The following is a 22,439-nucleotide window of genomic DNA, read 5'->3' as shown; positions in this document are numbered from 1 at the left end:
GATTCCTAATTAAGTAAATAGATCGGAGCTGAGGTAGCGATCGCCGCGGTCACAGGCGATGAAAACGATCACCCCCTCTTCGATACCATGGGCAACAGCCAGCGCCGCATGAAAGGCTCCGCCGGTGCTCATCCCAGCAAATATACCTTCCTTGCGCACGAGTTCGCGCGCACGGGCGGTGGCATCGCCCTGTGCAATATCGATGACAGTATCCACACGAGCCGGATCAAATATTTTCGGCAAGTATGCTACAGGCCAACGTCGAATCCCCGGTATAGAGGACTCTTCCGTAGGTTGGCAGCCTATGATCTGGATAGCCGGATTTTTCTCTTTCAGGAACATGGAGCAGCCCATAATGGTTCCTGTTGTTCCCATGGCGCTCACAAAATGCGTGATCTTGCCCGCCGTGTCTCGCCATATTTCAGGGCCAGTCGTTTTAATATGGGCACCGTAATTATCCGGATTGGCAAACTGGTTCAAAATAAAATAATCGCCTGCGGCAGCCTTTTCCTCCGCATAGTCGCGGCATACTTCCATCGATTCCAGTAGCGTCACCTTTGCGCCATAAGCCTCCATCGTCAAGGTACGCTCTCTAGTCGATGTCGAGGGCATCACCAGCTCCAAATCCAAGCCGTATAGTCCGGCAATCATGGCCAGAGCGATGCCGGTATTGCCAGAGGTCGCTTCGATAAGCTTCGAGTTTTTGGTGATTTCGCCACGCTCGAGCGCCGATCGAATCATGTTGAGCGCTGCTCGGTCTTTCACCGAGCCAGCTGGGTTATTCCCCTCCATTTTTGCAAAGATCTTCACGTTCGGATTGTCATGGAATGAGGTTATTTCGACAAGCGGTGTATTGCCAATTGTATCGATTAGATTTCCCATTATGCGAGGGGTTTAGAGTCAATAAATTTTGAGTTGGGTTGGTGGTAAACCGTGGTATAAGGGTCTACGCTCGAGGTCAGCCAAACGTTCCCTCCTATAACGGAATGATGACCGACGACGGTTTGTCCGCCTAAAATGGTAGCTCCGGCATAGATAATGACAAAATCTTCTATGATCGGGTGCCGTTGGGTGTTGGCCATATTCTTTTCTACACTCAAGGCGCCTAAAGTTACCCCTTGGTAAAGTTTGACGTGGTCACCGATTATGCTGGTTTCGCCGATGACAAGCCCGGTACCATGGTCAATGTATAGATACTTGCCAATTTGCGCTCCTGGATGGATATCGATACCGGTCTTGGAGTGCGCATGTTCCGTGAGGATACGCGGAATGAGCGGAACACCGGCCTTCCACAGCTGATGGGCCAGCCGATATATACAGATAGCATGAAAACCGGGATAGGTGCGAATGACTTCGCGCAAGCTTTTGGCAGCAGGATCACCATCCATGATGGCCTCGGCATCGGTAAGCATCACAGCGTAAATGCTAGGCAATGCCTCAAAAAACTCGTGCGCGATCAAGCGGTGATCGCAGTGCGAACAGGCCTTTGTTTTCTGCAGCAAAGCAAACAGCTCGTCTTCGGCTTCCTCAAAAGCTTGGCGTACATCCCGCACAGTTCCAAAATTTGCCGATTGCTTTTCCGGAAACAATAGATGAAGCACATGCTTTGCCCAATCTGCAATACGCGAATTACTCGGCATATCCTGCACTTCTAGTTGTTTCTGAAATATATGTTGATAAAAATCGTCCATCCCTTGCATGTCTAGCCTCAAATTTAAGATTCATTTCACGAAAACCTACTATTTCTATAGGATTAATTTATCAAAAAGTACCTGATGGGTCTCTTCGGCGGATGCGCAAAGTCCCGGATGGACTACCGAACATTGGATCAACGTACTCCGCTTTGCCGTCAGCCAGCGAAAGCGTTCTGCCTGTTCCAATTCGGCAAGTTTCCCTGCTGAACGATCGCCCACACAGATTCGCCGGAAAGAATCCAGGTGTCTCCGAATCAGCTCCAGATCGATGTCCGCATGCAATGCCCTGCATTTAGCCTCATCGACAAATAGCTTCACGTCCGCGTAGCGCTGCCTTTTGCAATAGAGTGCTACCCCGACATTGATAAATTCCTCCCGTTCCACACGCGGCACCACACGCACGACGGCATATTCATAAACGGTTCTTTCGCTCATCTTCTAACTGTTTAATGAAATTATCGGCATGTGCAATACGCCCCAACAAAAAGGATAGGTAAACAGCCCGGGCAGCGCTAGCATCAAGATCCCGACTTTCGTCCATAAGCCATTCGTCCGGGATCAAATCAAGCACATTGCGTATGTTTTCCGCCGTAAACAAGTGGCGATATGTGCGGTCTACCTCCTCTACCTGCGATGCGTAACCCAACAAGACGTGGTCCTTAATTTGCACAAATGGCTTCGCCAGCTGCTCTTCCCAATTGTCCCAAGCGTGATGAAAATACAGGGATGCCCCATGGTCGATCAACCACAGCTCACCATGCCACATCAACATATTGGTATTTCGCACCGTTCGGTCTACGTTCATCAACAGCGCATCAAGCCATACGATCTTTGAGGCCTCTAGGGCTTCCACCCGATCTGCATTCGGGTCAAATGTTATCGCGCCGTTCAAAAAATGGACGCCGAGATTCTTTCCGATAGAAAAGCGTAAGAGATCCTGTATTTCTTCATCTGGTTCTGTACGTGCGAAGGATTCATCGAGTTCGGCAAATACCATCTCGGGCATACGCAATCCTAAAAAGCGGGCCAACTCCCCTCCTATCAGTTCTGCCACCAATGCCTTTCGCCCTTGTCCGGCGCCACGGAATTTGATAACGTAGCTGAAGCCATCATCAGCATCGACCAGTGCCGGCAGCGATCCTCCCTCCCGAAACGGCTGTACGTATCGCGTAATCTGCACTTCGCGAATCTCCGGTTTAAATATTTTCATGTATATGATAGTTAAGTATGCGCTCGTAAGGGTCGCCCTCGAGCCCCAGTAGTTTAGCAAAAGCAGGTTCTGTCTTGAGACCAGCACGCTTTAACGCCAACACCTGCTTTCTAAAATCTGGACCGCGGCTTGCTAAGATTTCATATTCTTTAATCATATGCCGATAGCCGTGCTGCAATTTGGAGGGGACGTGCTGCACAAACAGCTCAACTTCAAAAGTCGACAACGTAAAATGGACCAAAACAGTAGGTACTTGGTTGAAGGTCGACTTCAATAGCTGGAAAGACTCCCGCCAGCTGAACGTTTCTTGTGCAAAGCGGCAGAATTCGTCGAGATCGCTGGCACAGCAGACGATATCCAAATCACTTGTTGCAATAGCAATGTCGATCGGCACCGTGCCCACGAGCAGGGGATCATACGCCTCCAACTGATCGAACAGTCCTGCATTCGTCAACAGATGGTAGACCGCCTGTTGTTGATCCGTCCCCATCTTCAAATGTTCGATATGGCCAAACCGATCCAAGTTAACAGCATGCATAAACAAAATTAACACTTATTTTTCTTAGTTCTCAAATAGTGGGGCAATCCTGTTCCCCCAAATAACATATTCTGCCTATATTTGTCAAAGAACATACAGGCAAAACAGCGTTCAACACATGGATACAAGTACCGAATACAACCAGGTCATTAGTTATTGCAAAGATTTATTTTTAAAGAAAACAAAAGATTATGGAACTGCTTGGCGCATCATGCGCCCATCCTCGGTGACAGATCAATTGTTCATAAAAGCGCAACGCATCCGCACGCTGGAGGTAAAAAAGGTATCACTTGTAGGCGAAGGGATACTAGATGAATATATAGGTATCGTCAACTATTGCGTCATCGCCATGATGCAACTGGAGCTTCCTGAAGATGCCCCCAGCGAACTCGACTATGCCTTTGTGGACGAAAAATATAAAGAAAAAGTAAACGAAACACGCGATCTGATGTTTGCTAAGAACCACGACTATGGTGAAGCGTGGCGCGATATGCGCATTTCTTCGCTGACGGATCTAATCCTCATGAAGTTGCAACGCGTAAAACAAATTGAAGATAATAACGGACAAACAATCGTATCCGAGGGCTTGAAAGCCAATTACCAAGATATGTTAAACTATGCCGTATTTGCCTTGATAAAAATGGGGCTTGCCGAACAACACTAACACATGGAAACAAACTTTAATCCTACACGTAAGAAAAAAGCAAACCTGGGCAGCATGTTGCTTGGCTTTAGCCGACTTGTCGTAGGCGTACTATTTATTTTCTCCGGATTTATCAAAGCCAACGATCCCACAGGATTTGGCTATAAACTTCAGGAATACTTCCACGTGTTCCATCTGGACGCGTTAAACGATTACAGCGCCTGGATCGCGATCTTGATCTGTGGCTTCGAAATTGTTCTTGGCGCCTTCCTCCTGTTGGGCTTGCATAGACAAAAGGTTGCTTGGGGCTTACTGCTTCTGATCATCTTCTTTACTTTTCTAACTTTTTATTCGGCATTTTTCGAAGTAGTGACCTCCTGTGGCTGTTTCGGTGATGCCATACCGCTTACCCCTTGGCAATCCTTCCTGAAAGATCTGATATTGCTGGTATTCATCCTGATCATTTTCCGCTATCGGAACAGGATCACCCCGATCATGAAAAAGGGGACGGCAAGAAGTATCGCAGCAACCTTGGTGGTGCTATTTTCGTTTGGTATCGGGATATACACCCTTTACTTTCTCCCTATTATCGATTTCCTACCTTATAAAGAAGGTAATAATATTCCAGCTCTGATGGTACTACCGGAAGGAAAGGAAGGGGATGTTTTCGAATACATTTACGAGATCAAAAACATCCGCACTGGCGAATCCAAAAAAGTGACAGACAAAGAATACATGGCTGGAATCTGGGAAGACGAAAACTGGGAGGTGGTTGGCGAGCCTTCTTCGCGCCTGGTCAAAAAAGGATATCAAATCCCCATCACGGATCTGTTGATTTCGGACGCTGATGGAAACGATGTAACCCAAGAGATCATTACCAATCCGTACTACAACTTCGTTGTCGTGAGCACCTATGCTGATAAACTATCTACAACGGACATGATTGCGCTAGATCGTATAAACACGACCATCCGGGATCTTTCCGCCGACTACAACCTGCGTGCGGTATTATTGACAGCAAGTTCGGCGCAAATCGCGAATAGCCTCAACGAGGAAATGGACCTGGTGCTCGAGATGTTTTACGCAGATGCGGTACCTTTGAAAAGTATGGTAAGGTCCAATCCGGGCGTCATGCTCATGCAGAACGGGGTGGTCATCAAAAAATGGTCTAAAATTACGTTTCCGTCAAAGGAAGAATTAGAAAAAGAGTATTTAGCAAAATAATGGATAAACCTATCTTCCTGATCGGCTTTATGGGAAGCGGAAAGACAACGCTAGGACGAAAGCTCGCCAACCAGCTGCAGAAAAAATTTATAGACCTCGATCACTTGATCGTTGATCGCGTAGGGATGTCGATTCCGGAATATTTCGAAAAGCACGGTGAAGAGCAATTCCGGATACTGGAAAGCCAGGTTTTGAAAGAGCATGGCGGACTAGATGTTGTTTTATCAACCGGAGGTGGAAGCCCTTGCTATTTTGATAACATGGACTGGATCTTGGCAAATGGGTTAGCAGTTTATCTGCAGATGACACCTAGGGCGTTACATGCCAGACTGCAACAATCCAAAATCGCCAACCGCCCGGCTTTGAAAGGACTGCGGGGCGAAGCACTGCTGCAGTTCATCGAAGATAAATTAGGTCAACGCGAATCTTTTTATAAGCGGGCGCAGCTTCATATCGATCAATTAAACACCTCTGTGGATGCACTTTCCCAAGCCATAGCAAACTATGAAGATCCGTCTTAAATTTATCATTTGCGCCCTTTGCATCCTCTCTACCACAGCTTGTTTCCGTACAAACGGCACAGCAGATCTTGGACACTTAGGGAAGCACAATCAAATTTTTAATTTTGCAGGCGTAGAAGATCTACATAAATTCCTAACGTATTCTGATAAACGGGTTCCGTTGGTTAGCGCGCACCGGGGTGGCCCCGATTTGGACTACCCGGAAAACGCGCTTGAAACGTTCCAACGTGTCGCCTACAAAACCCCATCGATAATAGAATGTGACATTGCACTTTCGAAAGATTCCGTGCTGGTATTGATGCACGATGAGACCTTGGACAGAACCACCACGGGCAAAGGAAACACGATTCATAAGACACTCGAGGAGCTAAAGAAACTGCGCTTGAAGGATACACAGGGCAACCTTACTTCCTATCAGATTCCTACATTGGAAGAAGCGTTGGCTTGGGGTAAAGGTAAGGTAATTTTCACCTTGGATATCAAGCGAAACGTGCCTTATCGGTTGGTGGTCGATGCGATCCGCAAAACCCACGCAGAAGCATATGTAGCATTAATAACCTACAATGTGAACCAAGCCGCTCTCGTGAATAATTTGGCGCCTGACCTGATGATATCGGCATCAATACGCAACGCAGATGATCTTATTCGATTGAATGACGCAGACGTGCCCGACACGCGCATCCTAGCGTTTATAGGCACGAAAGAAGCTGACAGGCAGTTGACCGACCTTTTGCACCAGCACGGCATCCTGTGCATCTTGGGAACAATGGGAAATCTGGATAGACAAGCCGAGACACGCGGAGACCAGCTCTATGCCGAATTTATTGAGCGGGGTGCCGACATCCTCAGCACGGATAGGCCGGTGCAAGCTGCAAAATCGTTGCAGTATTATATACGAAAACGAGGACTATCATCTCCGTATATTGATTAGATTTACCAAGGTCATGCATGACCTCCCAAACGCAACGAACAGATGTCCATTAAAGTAGATCAACTAACAAAACGATATGGCACACAGCTTGCGCTGGATGGTGTAACCTTTGAGACACAGCGGCACAGTATCGTTGGTTTTCTTGGACCAAACGGTGCAGGGAAGTCGACAACGATGAAGATTTTAGCGGGCTTGCTTCCCGACAGTGCTGGCACATACGAAATCGCAGACATCGATGTGAAGAAAAAGCCCTTACAAGCAAAAAAGGAAATTGGCTTCCTTTCCGAAAACAATCCGTTGTACGCAGATATGTATGTCACCGAGCTGATAGACTACGAGGCGAATACGCACCGCATAGCGAATAAGTCCGAACGCATGGAAGCTGTGATCCGACAAACGGGACTGTTGGAGGTACAGCACAAAAAGATTGCACAGCTTTCAAAAGGGTACAGACAGCGTGTAGGGTTAGCCTTATGCATGATCCATAACCCGAAGGTTTTGCTGTTGGACGAACCGACCGCCGGCTTAGATCCGAACCAAATTATCGAAATTCGTGCCCTGATCAAGGAACTGGGCCGAGAAAAAACGGTACTTCTATCCACTCACCTCTTGCAAGAGGTGGAAGCCATATGTGATGAAGTCATCATTCTACACCTGGGAAAGATTCGCGACCATTTCCGTGTAGCCGACATGGCTACCAAATACCCGGGTCAATCGCTGGAAGAAATTTTTGTACGCTTAACAAAATAATTCAAACTATTTTTTTTGCCAAGTGTTTATAATATACATTTTAACACTTGATTAGATATGAAAAAGTTTACATTTTTAATGGCTTTGATCGGGGGATTCGCGCTGACTGCTGAAGCGCAGCGCATTGAAACAACTCCGCAAACCACAGCCAATGTAGGTCTAGAACCTATTAAACAGGGAAACTGGATGGTCGGAGGATCAATCGGTAATATCGGATATAGCTTCGAAGGCGATCAGTTTAACATTAATCTTAATCCTCGTGCAGGTTATTTTGTCACGGATGGTTTAGCTATCGGTGCACAAGCGAGCCTAGGCTTTACAGCTATCAAAGGAGACGACAATGTCTACAATTATGGTATCTCTCCGTTTGTGCGTTATTACTTTCCAGGAGGAGCAAGCTCATCTGGTCGCTTTTTTGGACAAGGCGATATCGGAATTGCCGGCAGTAAACCTGGTAGCGACGTGTCGCTTGCTCTCGGCGCCAACGTTGGCTATGCGCACTTCATCACACAGACCGTTGCGTTGGAGGTGATGACAGGTTATAACTATAGCAAAGCGAATGTCAACTCTGGTGGTGGACAAAGTGGCCTAGGTGTTGCCGTCGGCTTCCAAATCTACCTTCCAGGCAGAAGATAGTCCCTACATTGCAAGATACAAAAAACGCACGATCCATCCGGATACGTGCGTTCTTGCTTTAGCGCCCTGAATTTGCTATTTTCGAGCGGACAAAACTGCTTTGCCTTGATCAACATCTTCAAAAAGGAAATTTATTCGTTCTTCAATTCGCTGGTAGGATACTTGGCAATAGCCATTTTTTTACTTGCTAGTGGATTGCTGGCTTGGATTTTCCCCAGCACCTCTATTATTGATGGAGGATACGCCAGTCTGCATAGCTTCTTCGCTGTCGCTCCTTATCTTTTTCTTTTCCTGATTCCTGCCATTGGCGCACGCAGTATAGCTGGAGAAAAAGAAGCGGGCACGTTCGACCTGCTCTTTAGCCGGCCCAATACCCTATTCCAAATTGTCGCGGGAAAATATCTCGGCATCGTGGGGATCGCTGTTTTATCCATTCTCCCCACAACCATCTACGCTTGTACCATCTACCTGCTAGCTAGTCCTACCGGAAATATCGACATCGGTGCTACTTTGGGATCATACCTCGGGCTCTTCTTTCTAGCATGTACCTATGCCGCGATCGCCATCTTTTGTTCCTCCCTAGCGAAAAATGCCATCGTCGCTTTTTTACTTGCCGTATTTGCCCTATTTTTTGCCTATTACGGTCTCGAGGCCATGGGCGATTTGCTATCCTTCGAAGCAGGTACTGCGTTTATAAAAAAACTGGGGTTGCAGGCGCACTATACCAGCATCAGCCGGGGGGTCCTGGACCTAGCCGATCTGATTTATTTCTTCAGTGTATCAGCGCTATTCATCATTTTTACCGTCGGCCATTTGGGGCGTCATTTCAGAAAACGCAGCAAGACACTTACGTGGTATACAGCAACTCTTTTAGCTTACTTTCTCCTGAACCAGCAATACTTTTCTTATTCGATTCGGTTAGACTTGACAGAAGATCGACGATTTAGTATAAGCGAGGCGACAAAAGAAGTACTACAGGGTATGGAAGCCCCCGTGCACATCACTATCTTTTTGGATGGTGATTTACCGAACGGGTTCAACGAGCTAAAGCGAGCAGCTATGGATATGGCCAGCGATCTGAAATCCTATGCCCCTGGCAAACTTGACTATACCTTGATCGATCCCTTGGAAGGTAGTCAAGCTGAACAACAGGCTTTTGCCGATGCCCTGCTATCGAGAGGCATACAGCCCACCAATCTTCGGGTGAAGACGGATCAGGGATGGAGCCAAAAACTGATTTTCCCTACCGCCGTCATTCGTTCCGGAACACAAGAAATCCTGGTTAACCTATTGCAACAAAAGCAAAGTGTTTCTCCTGAAGAAGCAATCAACAACTCCATACAAAATCTTGCCTACGCTTTTACCGCTGCCCTAAAAAAGGCGAATAGCCAGGAGCCCCCTTTTGTAGGATTTACGGAGGGCCACGGGGAGCCTAGCGATCTAGAGCTATACGATGCCATGCAGTGCCTTGCGGCAGATGGGCATCAAGTGGGGCGTGTCAATCTCGACTCCGTAACCTACGCCTCGTTAGATCAGCTTAAGCTTCTTTTCATTGTAAAACCAACCTCGGCATTTAAAGAAAGTCATAAATACAAGATCGATTATTTCGTGCGGCATGGTGGGCGTGTGGTGTGGGCGATCGATCAAGTGGATGCATCCCTGCATCACCTCCAAAAAACCGGTAGCCAGCCGCTCATAGCGCGTTCGCTTAATTTAGACGACCAGCTCTTCATGTATGGTGTACGACTGAATGATGAGCTCATTGCCGACCTCCAATGCGGGCAGATTCCGATCACGGTAGGCGCTATGTCCGGGCAACCACAGATAGCACTCGCCCCTTGGTATTTCTTCCCCATCGTAACGCCCACCTCATCTCATCCAATTGTCCGAAACCTGGACGGCATCCGTACGGAGTTTGTCGGCACCTTAGATACCGTGGGTTCGCCATCTATCAAAAAAAATATCATATTGACTTCTTCGGCGTTTGCAAAGAGATGGCGCGTTCCTGCGTCCATCAGCTTACAAATGGTGGAGGAAGAGCCCGATCCAAAGAAATTCCATACGCATCCCTATCCCGTTGCCGTATTGCTGAGCGGAGAATTCCCCTATCTTTTTGAAAACAGGGCGGCACCTAGCGACATCGCCGAACCAATTGATTTGACGAACATCCACCACACTAGCAAGATGCTCGTATTTGCAGATGCAGATTGGCTCATCAACCAAATTGACAGCAAAGACCAATCGCCCTATCCATTAGGATGGGATCGCTACATGGAACGGCAATTTGCGAATAAAGCCTTCCTGCAAAACACTGTCGACTACCTGCTGCACGATGACAGCCTGATAGGCTTGAGAAATCGGTCAGTGAAACTAAGACTGCTGAACCCCGTCAAAATAAAGGAACAAAAGCTAATGTGGCAACTGGTAAATGTAGCAGCGCCCATACTCTTGTTAAGCGTCATTGCGCTTGCGCAACAGCAGTTTCGCAGACGAAAATTTGGCAAAGCAAGACGATAGCATCTTCAAAACGAAAGAAAAAGAGGCCAACCTCCTTCCTTTCTCCTATTTCTTCATGGATCCCGTTTCCGACAAACGGATATGCCAACTGAAGGACTCTTCCAGCAGGTGCGGCGTATGTCCACCTCTTGCAGAGGCTCTATCAAAATAAGATTGCAATTCGTCTTTAAAATCCGGGTGCACACAATTATCGATAATCTTTTGGGCGCGTTCCCTTGGCGCCAAACCCCGAAGATCTGCCAAACCGATATCCGTCACCAGAATATCAACATCATGTTCGGTATGGTCTACATGCGAAACCATCGGTAATACGTGGGAGATTGTATTTCCTTTAGACGCCGCCTGTGTGACAAAAACACTTAGATAAGCATTACGGGCAAAATCACCCGATCCTCCGATACCATTCATAATTTTAGTACCGCCTAAATGCGTAGAGTTAACATTTCCGTAAATGTCAAATTCTATCGCCGTATTGATGGCTATGATACCGAGCCTGCGTATTAGCCCAGGCGTATTTGAAATGTTTTGAGGGCGTAAGACAATTTTGTCGCGGTATTTTTGCAGGTTGCCAAAAACCCGTTCATAACAAGCGGCAGACACCGTAATGGACGAGGCTGAAGCAAAAGAAAGTACACCTGCGTCTATCAAATCAAACGTGCTATCCTGCAAAACTTCGGAGAACATCGTCAAATCGTAGAAATTACTTTGCTTAAACCCGGTTAGCACGGCATTAGCCACTTTACCTATACCGGCCTGCAAGGGCAAAAGCCGGTCTGTAAGATGTCCGAGCTGGACTTCATTTTCAAAAAACTTCAGGATATGTCCGGCAATCGCCGTCGTTTTCTCGTCCGGCTCCGCAATATCCGCAGGGCTGTCTTTTTTATCGGTAAACACAATACCCACAATCTTGTCCGGATTAACAGGAATGGTCTTCCTGCCAATTTTGTTCCATGGTGCAACGATCGGGATCACATTGCGATAGGGATAATTTTCCGCCTTATAGATATCATGCAAACCGTAAATCTCCATAGGAATGGCGGTGTTGACCTCCAATATGATCTTATCGGCCAACTCCGCAAACGTAGCCGAATTCCCTACCGATGTGGTGGGCACCAAGCTTCCATCACGATCGATGTAAGCAACTTCGATAACGGCAATATCCAGCGGGGGTGTTACTTTATTGTGCAATAACTCCACACTTTCACTTAAGTGCTGATCGATGAAAAGCACCTCCCCAGCATTGATCTTGTTACGCAGTACGCGGTCTACCTGAAACGGCATCCGTTTCTTTAGCGCACCCGCTTCCGCAAGTTTCCCATCGGTATCGTGGCCCAGCGACGCACCCGTCATCAGTGTGATCTTAATACCTTCCGTTTTGGCCCGTTTTGCCAACGCCTCCAACACCACCTTACTGTCGCCAGCCTTCGTAAAACCGCTGGCCCCGACCAGCATATCATTTTCAAACAAAAGCACGGCATCTTCCGCCGACATCACTTTGTCTTTTAATCGTTCTAGTTTTATTCTCTCGTAAGCCATGTTCATTGATTAACAAACCCGATCCAAAGGTCCCAAAATAGGATAAACAATAATACGCATATTTTCACTACGTATTTTATTAACATGCGACACATTATTATCAAAATTCCCTAGCGGTATAGGAGTCCGTTCAGCATCAAACCACTGCCATACAGATCCCGACAGATATCAAGCAACAAAAGAATCATCAAGTAAAGACCACTTTCGAAACCGAAAGGCAGCTCGCTTCATGCAACAAAACATAGTTTTCCGTACACGATACCCTGAACTATCTTGGTTATATCATTAAAAAACATGAGATTTATAACCTCAAGAAAAAGGCACGCTATGGACAATAAGTTATATGTCGACAAATATTACATGACCGAGGTAGACTCGTTTGCTGACAGCATCTATTGCCACCACGCCGTCATGGGCGAAACGTTTATTGCCGAGCATAGCCACAAAAAGGGGCAGTTTCTGTACACGGAAGGCGGAATAGTGTTCTTGAAAACACCAGAAAAGAGCTACTTCCTCCCGGCGCGACATTACATATGGATCCCCGCCGGGATACGGCATAGTATCCACCCCAGTAGCCCGCAGGTGATCATGCGCAACCTATATTTCCCGGCGTTCCATACGGATACGGATTTTTTTGATCGGGTAAACATTTATCCTGTGAACGATTTCCTGATTGAATTTATCATGTTTACAAACCGATGGACCGGCAACATCTCTCCGACAGAAGCATCGAAATTCGCAATAGCGAAAGCATTCAAGTTGATCCTTCCCGAAGTTTCCAATACCGAATTACCGCTCGCTCTTCCTTATCCGAAACATGAAAAGCTTAAGGACATTGTAAATTACTTGGACCATCGTATCGATGAAAACATCAGTTTTAAAATGCTTGCCCAAGAATTTGATATCAGCGAGCGCACACTCGCCCGTCTTTTCCAGCGCGAGCTTAATATGTCGTTCATCCAATACTATACCATCTTACGTATGCTTTCAGCCTTGAAACTCCTTTTGGATGAGAAATTACATATCAACGAAGTTGCACTGCGCGTCGGATACAGCAGTTTGCCTACATTTAGCAACACCTTCAACAAAATCATTGGGGTACGTCCAAGCGAATATGTAAAAAATAAAAATCTACTACTTTAAACTTAATATGTAAACATGAAAACCACTCTTTTTTCGGTAATGGCTGCAAGCGCCATTTTTTTTGCTTGTTCAACAAACAGCCGTGCGACCTCCTCAACAGAAACCCCAAAAGCCATACAGCTATTTAATGGTAAAGACTTGAAGAACTGGACTCCTAAAATCAGACTGCATGAAAGTGGAGAAAACTACGCCAATACTTTCCGTGTGGAAGATGGGCTATTGAAAGTGCGCTACGATGGATACGATGATTTCAATCAGCAATATGGACATTTGGCCTACAATACTCCATACAGTTATTACTTGCTGCGATTGGAATACCGCTTTGTAGAAGAGCAAGCGAAAGGAGGCGAAGGCTGGGCATGGCGAAACAGCGGTGCGATGCTGCATGGACAAGACCCGAAAACAATGCTGAAGGATCAAGATTTCCCTATCTCTATTGAAGGGCAATTGCTAGGTGGCAACGGAACTGATGCCCGTACCACATCAAACTTATGCACGCCAGGCACCAATGTGGTGATCAATGAAAAGCTTTTTACGCCACATTGCCAAAGCTCAACCTCAAAGACATACCATGGTGATCAGTGGGTCACGGCCGACTTTTTGGTCCTTGGGGATTCGCTTATCCAACATATCCTGGATGGTCAGGTGGTATTGGAGTACAACCAACCCCAGTTTGGAGGCGGAAATGTTGAAAACTATGACCCACAACAAAAACCGGACGGAAAGCTGTTGAGCAACGGATTCATTCACCTGCAAAGTGAAAGTCACCCGATTGATTTTCGCAAAGTGGAACTGTATGATCTCTCGCCTTATAAGAACGATAAAGCCAAGCTGGATAAAGCCATTCAAGCAATACGCTAACAAAAAATAGGGTCTGCGTATAACATCAGACCCTATTTTCTTATCGTAAACAAGAAAAGGGAAGTACGAATATACTTCCCTATTATGCTGTTCAATAACAAAAAGCTTACGCTAATTTATTGACAAATTTTGTCAATTTTGATTTATTGTTAGATGCTTTCCTTTTATGGATTACGTTTTTCTTAGCCAAACGATCTAACATAGAAACAACTCTTGGCAACAAAGACTTTGCTTCTTCCGCATCCGTTGTGTTACGTAGTTTTTTAATCGCGTTACGCGTAGTTTTTGCTTGGTAACGGTTTCTTAAGCGTTTTGCTGCGTTTGCTCTAATTCTTTTGATCGCTGATTTATGATTTGCCATTTCTCTTAGCTGATTTTTATTTTCTGTGTACTAATTTCGGAATGCAAAAATAACATGATATTTTCAATTATCAAAATCTATTTTTAAAAATGTAGTGCTCCGGCTTTTTGTTATGATGGGATCCGGATTAAAATATGTAATTTTGGCCTTTTTAACACCGAAAATCATGCAAAAATTATCTATGGAACAATTGAATCGACCAGATGTCGAATCATTTAAAGCGCAAGATAAAACGCCTATCGTTATTGTGTTAGACAACGTGCGTAGCATGCATAACGTTGGATCGACCTTTCGGACTGCCGATGGTTTTGCGGTGGAAAAAATACTATTGTGCGGCATTACCGGCACACCACCACACCGCGAAATCGAGAAGACCGCACTGGGCGCCACGCAGTCCGTTGTTTGGGAACATGTCGAAGACACCTTAGATGCCGTAAGATCGTTGAAAAAAAACGGCTATACCGTCGTAGCCATCGAGCAAGCGGCAGATAGTACAGCCCTGCACGATATATCAGTGGAAACCACAAAAAAATATGCATTTGTTTTCGGCAATGAGGTGCATGGCGTTTCTGATCAAGTGATGCAGGAAATAGCGCATTGCATTGAGATCCCGCAGTTTGGAACCAAGCATTCGTTGAATGTATCGGTAACGGTAGGGATCATCCTTTGGCATTTCATCCAAAAGCTAAAGCTTTTATAAAAAAATGCAGTATTAGCCTAAGCTTAATTTTTAGAAGTCGTTGCAAAATAGTAGATTTGCTTTGCAAAAAAACAGAAAAAATGAGTGTATTAGTCAATAAAGATTCAAAGGTAATCGTACAAGGTTTTACCGGAAATGAAGGTACTTATCACGCTTCTCAAATGATCGAGTACGGGACCAACGTGGTAGGTGGGGTTACACCAGGAAAAGGTGGACAGTCGCACCTTGATCGTCCTGTATTTAACTCGGTACAGGATGCCGTAGAAGCAACTGGCGCTAACGTTTCTATAATTTTCGTTCCACCTGCATTTGCCGCTGATGCGATCATGGAAGCTGCACAGGCAGGTATTGAAGTAATCGTTTGTATTACAGAGGGTATCCCTACTAAAGATATGATTCAAGTAAAATCTTACTTGAGTGACAAAAAATCTCGTTTAATTGGTCCAAACTGTCCGGGAATCATTACTGCTGAAGAAGCTAAAATCGGTATTATGCCTGGTTTTATCTTTAAAAAAGGCAAAGTAGGTATCGTGTCCAAGTCTGGTACGTTAACATACGAAGCAGTAGACCAAACTGTAAAAGCAGGGCTAGGCATTACCACTGCTATCGGTATTGGTGGTGACCCCATTATTGGCACCACGACAAAAGAAGCGGTAGAATTACTGATGAACGATCCAGAAACCGAAGGGATCATTATGATTGGCGAAATCGGTGGTGGCATGGAAGCGGAAGCCGCCAACTGGATCAAAGAATTTGGCACTAAACCGGTTGTCGGTTTTATTGCCGGCCAGACAGCGCCTCCAGGACGCCGTATGGGGCATGCAGGAGCAATCGTTGGCGGTGCTGACGATACGGCTGCGGCTAAAATGAAAATCATGCGTGAGTGCGGTATCCGTGTAGTAGAATCTCCTGCCGAAATCGGCGCGGCAATCGCGGAAGAATTAGCAAAATAAGCTTTCACGATACCAATATAAAAAAAGCTCGAAATTACTTTCGAGCTTTTTTTATTGCCTGTTGTAAGGCTGGCGGATCCACACATCGAGCAGAAAAATTTACTTGTTTTTCTTTTCGTAAGAATCAAGCGCATGCGCAATATCTGCTACAGAAAAATTTCCCTTTACTTCGATAAAGACATGCTCTCCATCCTCTGAAGACACACCTAACATCAACTTTCGGATCTTGTCTTTTTTGGTTTGTGCGTTGATCGTAACCCGATCGCCGTCACTGATGATACTTGCATACTCCTCCATATGCTCGTCTCGCAAAAATTGCTTATAGTTTTCTTGGATGCGCGCATTATTGCTGGCGTTTGACAAGGTCATTAACTTGACACTTTTGATCTTCCTCATCGCAAGACGAAGCATTTCGTCATCCTCTTCTTGCAGCTCTTTTCTTAAAAAAGGCTTCACTAAAAACATTGGCACCTTGATGGAAACAATGTCGGCTTGCTGCCCTGCATCCGCACGGTCCACAAAGTTCATATTAGGGCGCTGCTTGATGTAGCAGGATTGCATCATGATAATCATGACAATGCAAAATGTAAGTTGATATATTTTTACCATGGCTATTTTTGATTTACCAGTTTATCAATATCCGCATAGCTGATGCGGCCGTCCAAAATCATAAAAATAGTGCTGCCATCCGCCGAAATATCCAATAATAAATTGTTTAAGACATCGCCAGCTGTACTTTCAGCCAAAAACTTGATTCGACTTCCATCACTATGGATCGCCATAAGTTCTTCATACTGGATATTCGAAAATGCAGATTTAACTTCATCTTTGATATGTAGGCTGTCGTCTTCCACTACCAACATCTTTATCGAATTGATTTTGGTTAGCAACGGCTTGATCTGTCCCATCTCATCTTCACCGATATTCAGTTTTTGGATCATACTGAACATGGGCTTCCCTATTTTAATGGACGTTACACCCTTTGCCTCTTGATACTTGTCAAAAATCTTGTCAAGTTTTGATACCTGTGCCTGTGTCGTGATTACCCAAAGGAGCATCGTGACGGATAATATAATTTTCATATCTATGGTTTTTACAATTCAACTTGTATATATTTCACTTTTTCCAGTGCATTTCTTCCTTCTTGCAAATTAGCGGTCATCATCTGCAATGATGCCAAGACTATTTCTTCTGCTTCTTCCTGATCATAAACCGGCTTGCCATTCACGAACACATATGCATCGTCGCCCGTCTGCGTCAGGTCATCCATCATTTCTTGCGGTTGCGGCTGTACAGCGATTCGCTTCTTGGGCTGCTTCCGTGTGTTTTTCGTAGCGACATCGCTAGGCACGTCAACTTGCACCAGAGGCGCATCCGGCAAGGTAGCTGAAGAAGGGATCTTGCTGCTGTGCTTTGCCGCAGAAACAACTACCTCTTCGCTATCGTTCGACTTAAAAAAAAGGAACCCAAGGACCAGAGCTAGACTTGCCGCCATGCCAGATGCTAACACCCACCAACGGCTTTTTGATTTGCTTGGTACGATATACCCCTTTTCCGTGCTTTCTGCAGTCATCTGCACAAAATCATCAAAGTCCCATTTCATTTCGGATTTGGCAAGCTGATCCAGCTGCTCATAATAGGGCTGTTCTGCCTTTTTCTTAAGAGAGCGTTCTTCGCGCAAAGACGAAATCCCCTCCCAATACTTCTCATCCATTTCTGTTGATCTGTCTTTTTTCATAATCAAAAATTTTTTGAAGTTGTCCTTTAACACGTTGTCGCGCCCGGCTCAGATTTACACGTACCGCGCTTTCTTCCAAATCCAGTGTTTCGCAAATCTCCGCAATCTCATATTCTTCGATATCGCGCAGGTGCATAACCATTTTTTGCTTTTCCGGCAGCGCTGCTATCAATCGTTGTATCAACTCCTTCGTCAGTGCCGGATAATGCTCTGTTACCACACCTTCCTGCAACGTATATTGATAAAGCTGTACCACCTTCGCATGTTTCAGCCTATTCATCGCTTCATTACGTACGCAGCGTATCACAAATGCCTCCTTATTGGTGACCTGCGCCAACTCATCCCGCATCTGCCAAAGCTTCATCATGACCTCCTGTACCAGATCGTAGGCATCGTCCGTATCGGTGAGCATACTCTTCGCAAAGCGATACATCTTGTCTTTGAAGACGAAAACCGTTTTTTTGAAGATATCTTGATTCATTTGGCTCATTTAATAGGAAGACAAGTACACATAGCAAAACATTACATCTAAATTCACTTTTTTTTACAAAAATCAGCGGTTGTGCTTCCAAACTATTTGCGTACTTTCATAGTTGATTAAACTAAAGCAAATTTAGCCCGATGAATAGACTTTTTATTACGCTTTTCCTTATTATTTTTTGTACACTTGGCCGTGCACAGGATATCACGGCAGACTATGTCAAAAACCATTACACAAAAATAGAACAGTATATCACCATGCGGGATGGCGTACGTTTGTTCACATCCATTTATGTTCCTAAAGATAACAAGAAGAAGTATCCCATAATGCTTAATCGCACGCCTTACACCGTTGCACCATATGGGACCGACACCGCCAAAAACTATTTAGGCAACTTCCCCGCGATGACAAAAGCCGGTTATATTTTCGTTTACCAAGATGTCCGCGGCCGTTGGATGAGCGAAGGTACCTACGAGAATATTCGGCCTACGCGGTCTCCATCGAACGGTTTACAGATCGATGAAAGTACCGACACCTACGACACGATAGATTGGCTAGTCAAAAACGTTGCAAACAATAATGGCAAGGTGGGTATGTATGGCATATCTTACCCTGGATTCTATTCCACAGCAGCACTTATTGGGAGCCACCCGGCTTTGAAAGCAGTTTCTCCGCAAGCACCTGTTACCGACTGGTTTATTGGGGATGATTTTCACCATGGCGGTGCCTTGTTCCTGATGGATGCCTTCCGCTTTATGTACAGCTTTGATGCACCGCGGCCCAAACCGGTCACCAATGCCGAGGCGCCCAAGGGATTCCAGTTGAAATCGAAAGACTATTACCGGTTCTTTCTCGAAAACCCCACGCTGTCTGGTTTGAAAGCCTCCTATTTAGACCATACGGTCAAGTTTTGGGATGACTTGGCAAAACATGCTGCGAGAGACAGCTTTTGGATCAGCAGAACGATAACGGAACATTTGGGCGCGGTAAAACCAGCGGTACTTGTGGTGGGCGGTTTGTTCGATGCCGAAGATACCTACGGGGCTTTCGAAACCTATAAAATGATTGAGAAACGCAGTCCGAAGAACAATAGCGTGCTGGTTGCAGGTCCGTGGTATCATGGCGGATGGGTGCGTGCGGAAGGGGACTACTTTGGTGATATCCGTTTTGGCGAAAAAACAAGTCATTATTATCAACAGGAAATCGAACTCCCGTTTTTCGAACATCACTTGAAAGGGAAAGGAAATTTCAACCCTGCAGAAGCGACCATCTACATCACCGGCTCCAATACCTGGAAAAAATTTCAGCAATGGCCTCCGGCAACAGGTAGCGAACGAACACTTTTCCTTACGTCGACCGGCAAACTTACGTCGCAAACCGACATGCCTACCGAAGACCACGTCAGCTATAGTAGTGATCCGAACAAACCCGTTCCTTTTCAAGAGGGAATCATCACCGACCGAACGAGAGAATATATGGTGGCCGATCAGCGATTTGTTGCGAACCGTCCGGATGTGTTGGTTTTTGAGACGGATGTTCTGCAGGATAATTTAACTGTTGTTGGACCAGTTTTGGCCAATCTTATCGTCTCCATGACTGGAACCGATGCAGACTTCGTTGTGAAATTGATTGATGTCTATCCTGACAGTTCAAGTGCAACATCGCCTCGGGACGAGACCACGGTCATGCAAAATTACCAGATGTTGGTACGTGGCGAGGTACTCCGGGGTAAATTCAGGGACAGTTACAGCGATCCAAAAGCATTTGTACCGAACAAGAAGACCCCTGTTCGCGTGCTGTTGCCTGACGTCGCTCATACCTTTCGGAAAGGCCATAAATTGATGATCCAGATTCAGCATTCTTGGTTTCCGCTGGTCGACAGGAATCCAAACCAGTTTATGGATATTTACCAAGCGGAAGCAAAAGACTATATCAAAAATGAGCACCGCTTATACTTTGCAAAAGACCAACCGAGCAGTATCTCTTTTGAAGTAATTGACTAGCAGGCTTGCGCAGAGCAGTATGCGGTTTGAGCGGATTCCCATCATCGCTTCAAACCGCATGCTATCTTTTTATCATTACTATTCGTACTTGGCCGCCTGATTGTCTTTGGGCAGTGTTTCGTTGATGAATTGACGAATATCATTCGTCGCCTGAATAAGATCGTCTTTTCGGAGATACATCATATGGCCGCTTTTGTAAGCTTTAAAACGCATTCTTGACGCCAATTTCCCGGAGGGATCCATTTGCCACATATTATATTTTGCGTTGAAATAATCAGTCGCCCCATCGAAATATCCAGACTGTACCATCAAGTGCAAATAGGGGTTGGCAGCCATTGCTTGACGTAAACTTAACCCTGTGCGATCATCGCTCCTGTCCCAAGGATGCACGGGCCCGAACATATTATACTTCACATCGGTCCGGTACCCCAAATCGTTCCAAAAATAGTGGTTGATAGCCGGTGTAAACGAATGTAGCCAGGAGGTGAGTTCGGCGTTATAATCCGGTCTTTCGCCGGCCTCGCGCATGTCGATTCCCAAGTAACGGGAATCCAGTCGACCTATGGTGTATCCATCACCCCGCCTCAATTCCTTCCAAAAAAGCGATGTTGATATATCTAAATTATTCTGTTCCACAACGGCGATCGGCAACGCGCTATATGCTGCCACCTGCTGCACAATGCGCTCTCGATCAGCTTTAGGTAAGGAATACCCCCGCGCTACTGCCGGCAAGAAAATATCCAAGGTATATTTCTCCACCTCTTCCAATAAACTCTCCAACGAGCGTGACTGCAAATCAGCCGATAGTTTCTTATGGTACCACGCTGTGGCAGCAAAATAAGGCAAGCGCAATGCCTTTTCGATCGCACCATCACGAGAAATGCCTAGATCGGTCGGGGATACCAGCATCACACCGTTCAAATACATCCATTGTGCATTTTGCAGTTCGAGCGCCAAGCCCGATACACGCGTGGTGCCGTAGCTCTCACCAATTAAATACTTCGGGGATGACCAGCGATTATGCCGTGTGACAAACGTATTTAGCCATTCCGCCAGGTAACGGATATCGGCATTTGTACCAAAGAAAGTCGCTCGGTCGGCCTTCTCATCTAAAATTCGAGAATATCCGGTATTGATGGGATTGACATAGATGATATCTGCGACATCCAAGATAGAATAAGGATTATCTTTTACTCCATAGGGTTGAAGTGGATATCCTTCATCATCGATGTGCAGCAACTTGGGGCCCGTATAGGCCAGCTCCATCCATACGGATGCGGATCCCGGCCCCCCGTTGAATGAAATGAGCAACGGCCTACGTGCTAAATCAGTGATGTTGTCCCGGGTATAATAGGTGTATTGTACGGTAGCCAATATTTTCCCTTTTTCGTCCCACACGGGTTGTGTACCGGCTTTAGCCGTGTACATGAAGCGTTGCCCATTCGCCGTAAGTTGATGCTTGGTCACAACTGCGCTATCCGCCGGCGGAAACCGTTGGCCAAAACACAAGGCGGATACGGAGAATAGGATTAGACCCAAAAATAGTTGTTTTATCATGTCGTAGATTATTGGTAGTCAATGCCTGCAATAACGCGCTTTTTTCTAAGAGTAGCAAGATTAAAACAAGATTATTACGGAGGACGGAGCACGCTATGGAATATGAAGTAAGGACAAAGACCACCATACGGATAAAAAAGAAAAACCCCTCCAGTTTCCTGAAGGGGCTTCGTTTAAAATTAGGCACCGACCTACTCTCCCACCTGTTACGGCAATACCATCGGCTCTGGCGGGCTTGACTGCTCTGTTCGGAATGGGAAGAGGTAGACACCGCCGATATAGGCACCTGAATATCTTTTAGTATTGGGTACAGAGCAATGCGCAGTGAGTAAAACACTCTATTCGCAGTACGCAATTCCCATTACAATTAATGACATGCATTGAAAGAAAGAAAAAGAAGGAAGACAACAACGTTCTACCGGCGTGGAAAGCTTCGGGCAAT

General features: G+C 45.8%; 24 protein-coding genes and 1 rRNA gene. 12 read left to right on the top strand and 13 right to left on the bottom strand.

Annotated elements, in window-relative coordinates:
• Window positions 1–9: 9 nt before the first annotated feature.
• Genes cysM through IE165_RS00105 form a run of 5 tightly spaced genes read right to left on the bottom strand, consistent with a single transcriptional unit; the run spans window position 10 to window position 3,442 of the window.
• Window positions 10–882 carry a cysteine synthase CysM gene (cysM, locus tag IE165_RS00125; protein ID WP_189624572.1) on the bottom strand — a complete coding sequence of 291 codons (873 nt, stop codon included), beginning with the start codon at window positions 880–882 and terminating at the stop codon, window positions 10–12.
• A complete protein-coding gene (gene epsC / locus IE165_RS00120; protein WP_189624571.1) occupies window positions 882–1,691 on the bottom strand; it encodes a serine O-acetyltransferase EpsC in 810 nt (269 codons plus the stop codon). The genes cysM and epsC overlap by 1 nt, the downstream gene beginning before the upstream one ends.
• Before the next feature lie 54 nt (window positions 1,692–1,745).
• On the bottom strand, window positions 1,746–2,129 hold the full coding sequence (locus IE165_RS00115; protein WP_189624570.1) for a DUF3037 domain-containing protein: 384 nt from the start codon (window positions 2,127–2,129) through the stop codon (window positions 1,746–1,748).
• The gene (locus IE165_RS00110; protein ID WP_189624569.1) at window positions 2,107–2,904 is read right to left on the bottom strand and encodes a HipA family kinase; all 798 of its coding nucleotides are present in this window, start codon (window positions 2,902–2,904) and stop codon (window positions 2,107–2,109) included. The genes IE165_RS00115 and IE165_RS00110 overlap by 23 nt, the downstream gene beginning before the upstream one ends.
• On the bottom strand, window positions 2,891–3,442 hold the full coding sequence (locus tag IE165_RS00105) for a DUF4269 domain-containing protein (RefSeq protein WP_189624568.1): 552 nt from the start codon (window positions 3,440–3,442) through the stop codon (window positions 2,891–2,893). Before IE165_RS00105 ends, IE165_RS00110 begins: the two co-directional genes overlap by 14 nt.
• Window positions 3,443–3,560: 118 nt before the next feature.
• Between IE165_RS00105 and IE165_RS00100 the strand changes: the two genes are divergently transcribed.
• The 7 genes from IE165_RS00100 (at window position 3,561) to gldG (ending at window position 10,664) form a co-directional block, all read left to right on the top strand.
• The gene (locus IE165_RS00100; protein ID WP_189624567.1) at window positions 3,561–4,106 is read left to right on the top strand and encodes a DUF1599 domain-containing protein; all 546 of its coding nucleotides are present in this window, start codon (window positions 3,561–3,563) and stop codon (window positions 4,104–4,106) included.
• Window positions 4,107–4,109: 3 nt separating this feature from the next.
• Complete coding sequence (locus IE165_RS00095) at window positions 4,110–5,309, top strand: BT_3928 family protein (RefSeq protein ID WP_189624566.1); 1,200 nt, start codon at window positions 4,110–4,112, stop codon at window positions 5,307–5,309.
• A complete protein-coding gene (locus IE165_RS00090) occupies window positions 5,309–5,830 on the top strand; it encodes a shikimate kinase (protein WP_189624565.1) in 522 nt (173 codons plus the stop codon). Before IE165_RS00095 ends, IE165_RS00090 begins: the two co-directional genes overlap by 1 nt.
• A complete protein-coding gene (locus tag IE165_RS00085) occupies window positions 5,814–6,761 on the top strand; it encodes a glycerophosphodiester phosphodiesterase family protein (RefSeq protein WP_189624564.1) in 948 nt (315 codons plus the stop codon). The genes IE165_RS00090 and IE165_RS00085 overlap by 17 nt, the downstream gene beginning before the upstream one ends.
• 42 nt (window positions 6,762–6,803) lie before the next feature.
• Entirely contained in the window at window positions 6,804–7,511 is a 708-nt protein-coding gene (locus IE165_RS00080; RefSeq protein ID WP_189624563.1) for an ATP-binding cassette domain-containing protein, read from the top strand.
• Window positions 7,512–7,568: 57 nt separating this feature from the next.
• Entirely contained in the window at window positions 7,569–8,147 is a 579-nt protein-coding gene (locus tag IE165_RS00075) for a hypothetical protein (RefSeq protein WP_189624562.1), read from the top strand.
• A 105-nt stretch (window positions 8,148–8,252) separates the two neighbouring features.
• Window positions 8,253–10,664, top strand: a complete 2,412-nt coding sequence (gene gldG / locus IE165_RS00070; RefSeq protein WP_189624561.1) for a gliding motility-associated ABC transporter substrate-binding protein GldG — start codon at window positions 8,253–8,255, stop codon at window positions 10,662–10,664.
• Window positions 10,665–10,709: 45 nt separating this feature from the next.
• Here gldG and scpC read toward each other — a convergent pair whose 3' ends face one another.
• Window positions 10,710–12,200, bottom strand: coding sequence for a succinyl-CoA:acetate CoA-transferase ScpC (gene scpC, locus IE165_RS00065; RefSeq protein ID WP_189624560.1), 1,491 nt, complete (start codon window positions 12,198–12,200; stop codon window positions 10,710–10,712).
• Between the two features lie 327 nt (window positions 12,201–12,527).
• On the opposite strand from scpC, the gene IE165_RS00060 reads away from it, so the two are divergent.
• Window positions 12,528–13,343, top strand: coding sequence for an AraC family transcriptional regulator (locus IE165_RS00060; RefSeq protein ID WP_189624559.1), 816 nt, complete (start codon window positions 12,528–12,530; stop codon window positions 13,341–13,343).
• 15 nt (window positions 13,344–13,358) lie between these two features.
• A complete protein-coding gene (locus IE165_RS00055) occupies window positions 13,359–14,204 on the top strand; it encodes a 3-keto-disaccharide hydrolase (RefSeq protein ID WP_189624558.1) in 846 nt (281 codons plus the stop codon).
• A gap of 106 nt (window positions 14,205–14,310) precedes the next feature.
• On the opposite strand, the gene rpsT is transcribed toward IE165_RS00055, so the two are convergent.
• Window positions 14,311–14,565: a 30S ribosomal protein S20 gene (rpsT, locus tag IE165_RS00050; protein ID WP_189624557.1), complete on the bottom strand. Its 255-nt coding sequence runs from the start codon at window positions 14,563–14,565 to the stop codon at window positions 14,311–14,313.
• Between the two features lie 166 nt (window positions 14,566–14,731).
• Between rpsT and IE165_RS00045 the strand changes: the two genes are divergently transcribed.
• Window positions 14,732–15,265, top strand: a complete 534-nt coding sequence (locus tag IE165_RS00045; protein WP_189624556.1) for an RNA methyltransferase — start codon at window positions 14,732–14,734, stop codon at window positions 15,263–15,265.
• An 80-nt stretch (window positions 15,266–15,345) separates the two neighbouring features.
• On the top strand, window positions 15,346–16,218 hold the full coding sequence (gene sucD / locus IE165_RS00040; RefSeq protein WP_189624555.1) for a succinate--CoA ligase subunit alpha: 873 nt from the start codon (window positions 15,346–15,348) through the stop codon (window positions 16,216–16,218).
• Between the two features lie 99 nt (window positions 16,219–16,317).
• On the opposite strand, the gene IE165_RS00035 is transcribed toward sucD, so the two are convergent.
• From IE165_RS00035 to IE165_RS00020, 4 genes are read right to left on the bottom strand one after another with little or no spacing between them, the layout of a single operon-like run.
• Window positions 16,318–16,827, bottom strand: coding sequence for a DUF4252 domain-containing protein (locus tag IE165_RS00035; protein ID WP_189624554.1), 510 nt, complete (start codon window positions 16,825–16,827; stop codon window positions 16,318–16,320).
• 2 nt (window positions 16,828–16,829) lie between these two features.
• On the bottom strand, window positions 16,830–17,300 hold the full coding sequence (locus IE165_RS00030; RefSeq protein WP_189624553.1) for a DUF4252 domain-containing protein: 471 nt from the start codon (window positions 17,298–17,300) through the stop codon (window positions 16,830–16,832).
• An 11-nt stretch (window positions 17,301–17,311) separates the two neighbouring features.
• Complete coding sequence (locus IE165_RS00025) at window positions 17,312–17,956, bottom strand: hypothetical protein (RefSeq protein ID WP_189624552.1); 645 nt, start codon at window positions 17,954–17,956, stop codon at window positions 17,312–17,314.
• Entirely contained in the window at window positions 17,925–18,437 is a 513-nt protein-coding gene (locus tag IE165_RS00020; protein ID WP_189624551.1) for a GFO_1088 family ECF-type sigma factor, read from the bottom strand. Before IE165_RS00020 ends, IE165_RS00025 begins: the two co-directional genes overlap by 32 nt.
• 140 nt (window positions 18,438–18,577) lie before the next feature.
• On the opposite strand from IE165_RS00020, the gene IE165_RS00015 reads away from it, so the two are divergent.
• On the top strand, window positions 18,578–20,440 hold the full coding sequence (locus IE165_RS00015) for a CocE/NonD family hydrolase (protein WP_189624550.1): 1,863 nt from the start codon (window positions 18,578–18,580) through the stop codon (window positions 20,438–20,440).
• 78 nt (window positions 20,441–20,518) lie between these two features.
• Here IE165_RS00015 and IE165_RS00010 read toward each other — a convergent pair whose 3' ends face one another.
• Complete coding sequence (locus tag IE165_RS00010) at window positions 20,519–21,997, bottom strand: S10 family peptidase (protein ID WP_189624549.1); 1,479 nt, start codon at window positions 21,995–21,997, stop codon at window positions 20,519–20,521.
• A gap of 178 nt (window positions 21,998–22,175) precedes the next feature.
• Window positions 22,176–22,287: ribosomal RNA gene (gene rrf / locus IE165_RS00005) — 5S ribosomal RNA — on the bottom strand.
• Between the last annotated feature and the right edge of the window lie 152 nt (window positions 22,288–22,439).

The organism is Sphingobacterium griseoflavum (genome assembly GCF_014653155.1).
In the GTDB taxonomy this organism is placed as follows: Bacteria; Bacteroidota; Bacteroidia; order Sphingobacteriales; family Sphingobacteriaceae; genus Sphingobacterium; species Sphingobacterium griseoflavum.
This window is presented reverse-complemented; position numbering and strand designations above follow the sequence as displayed.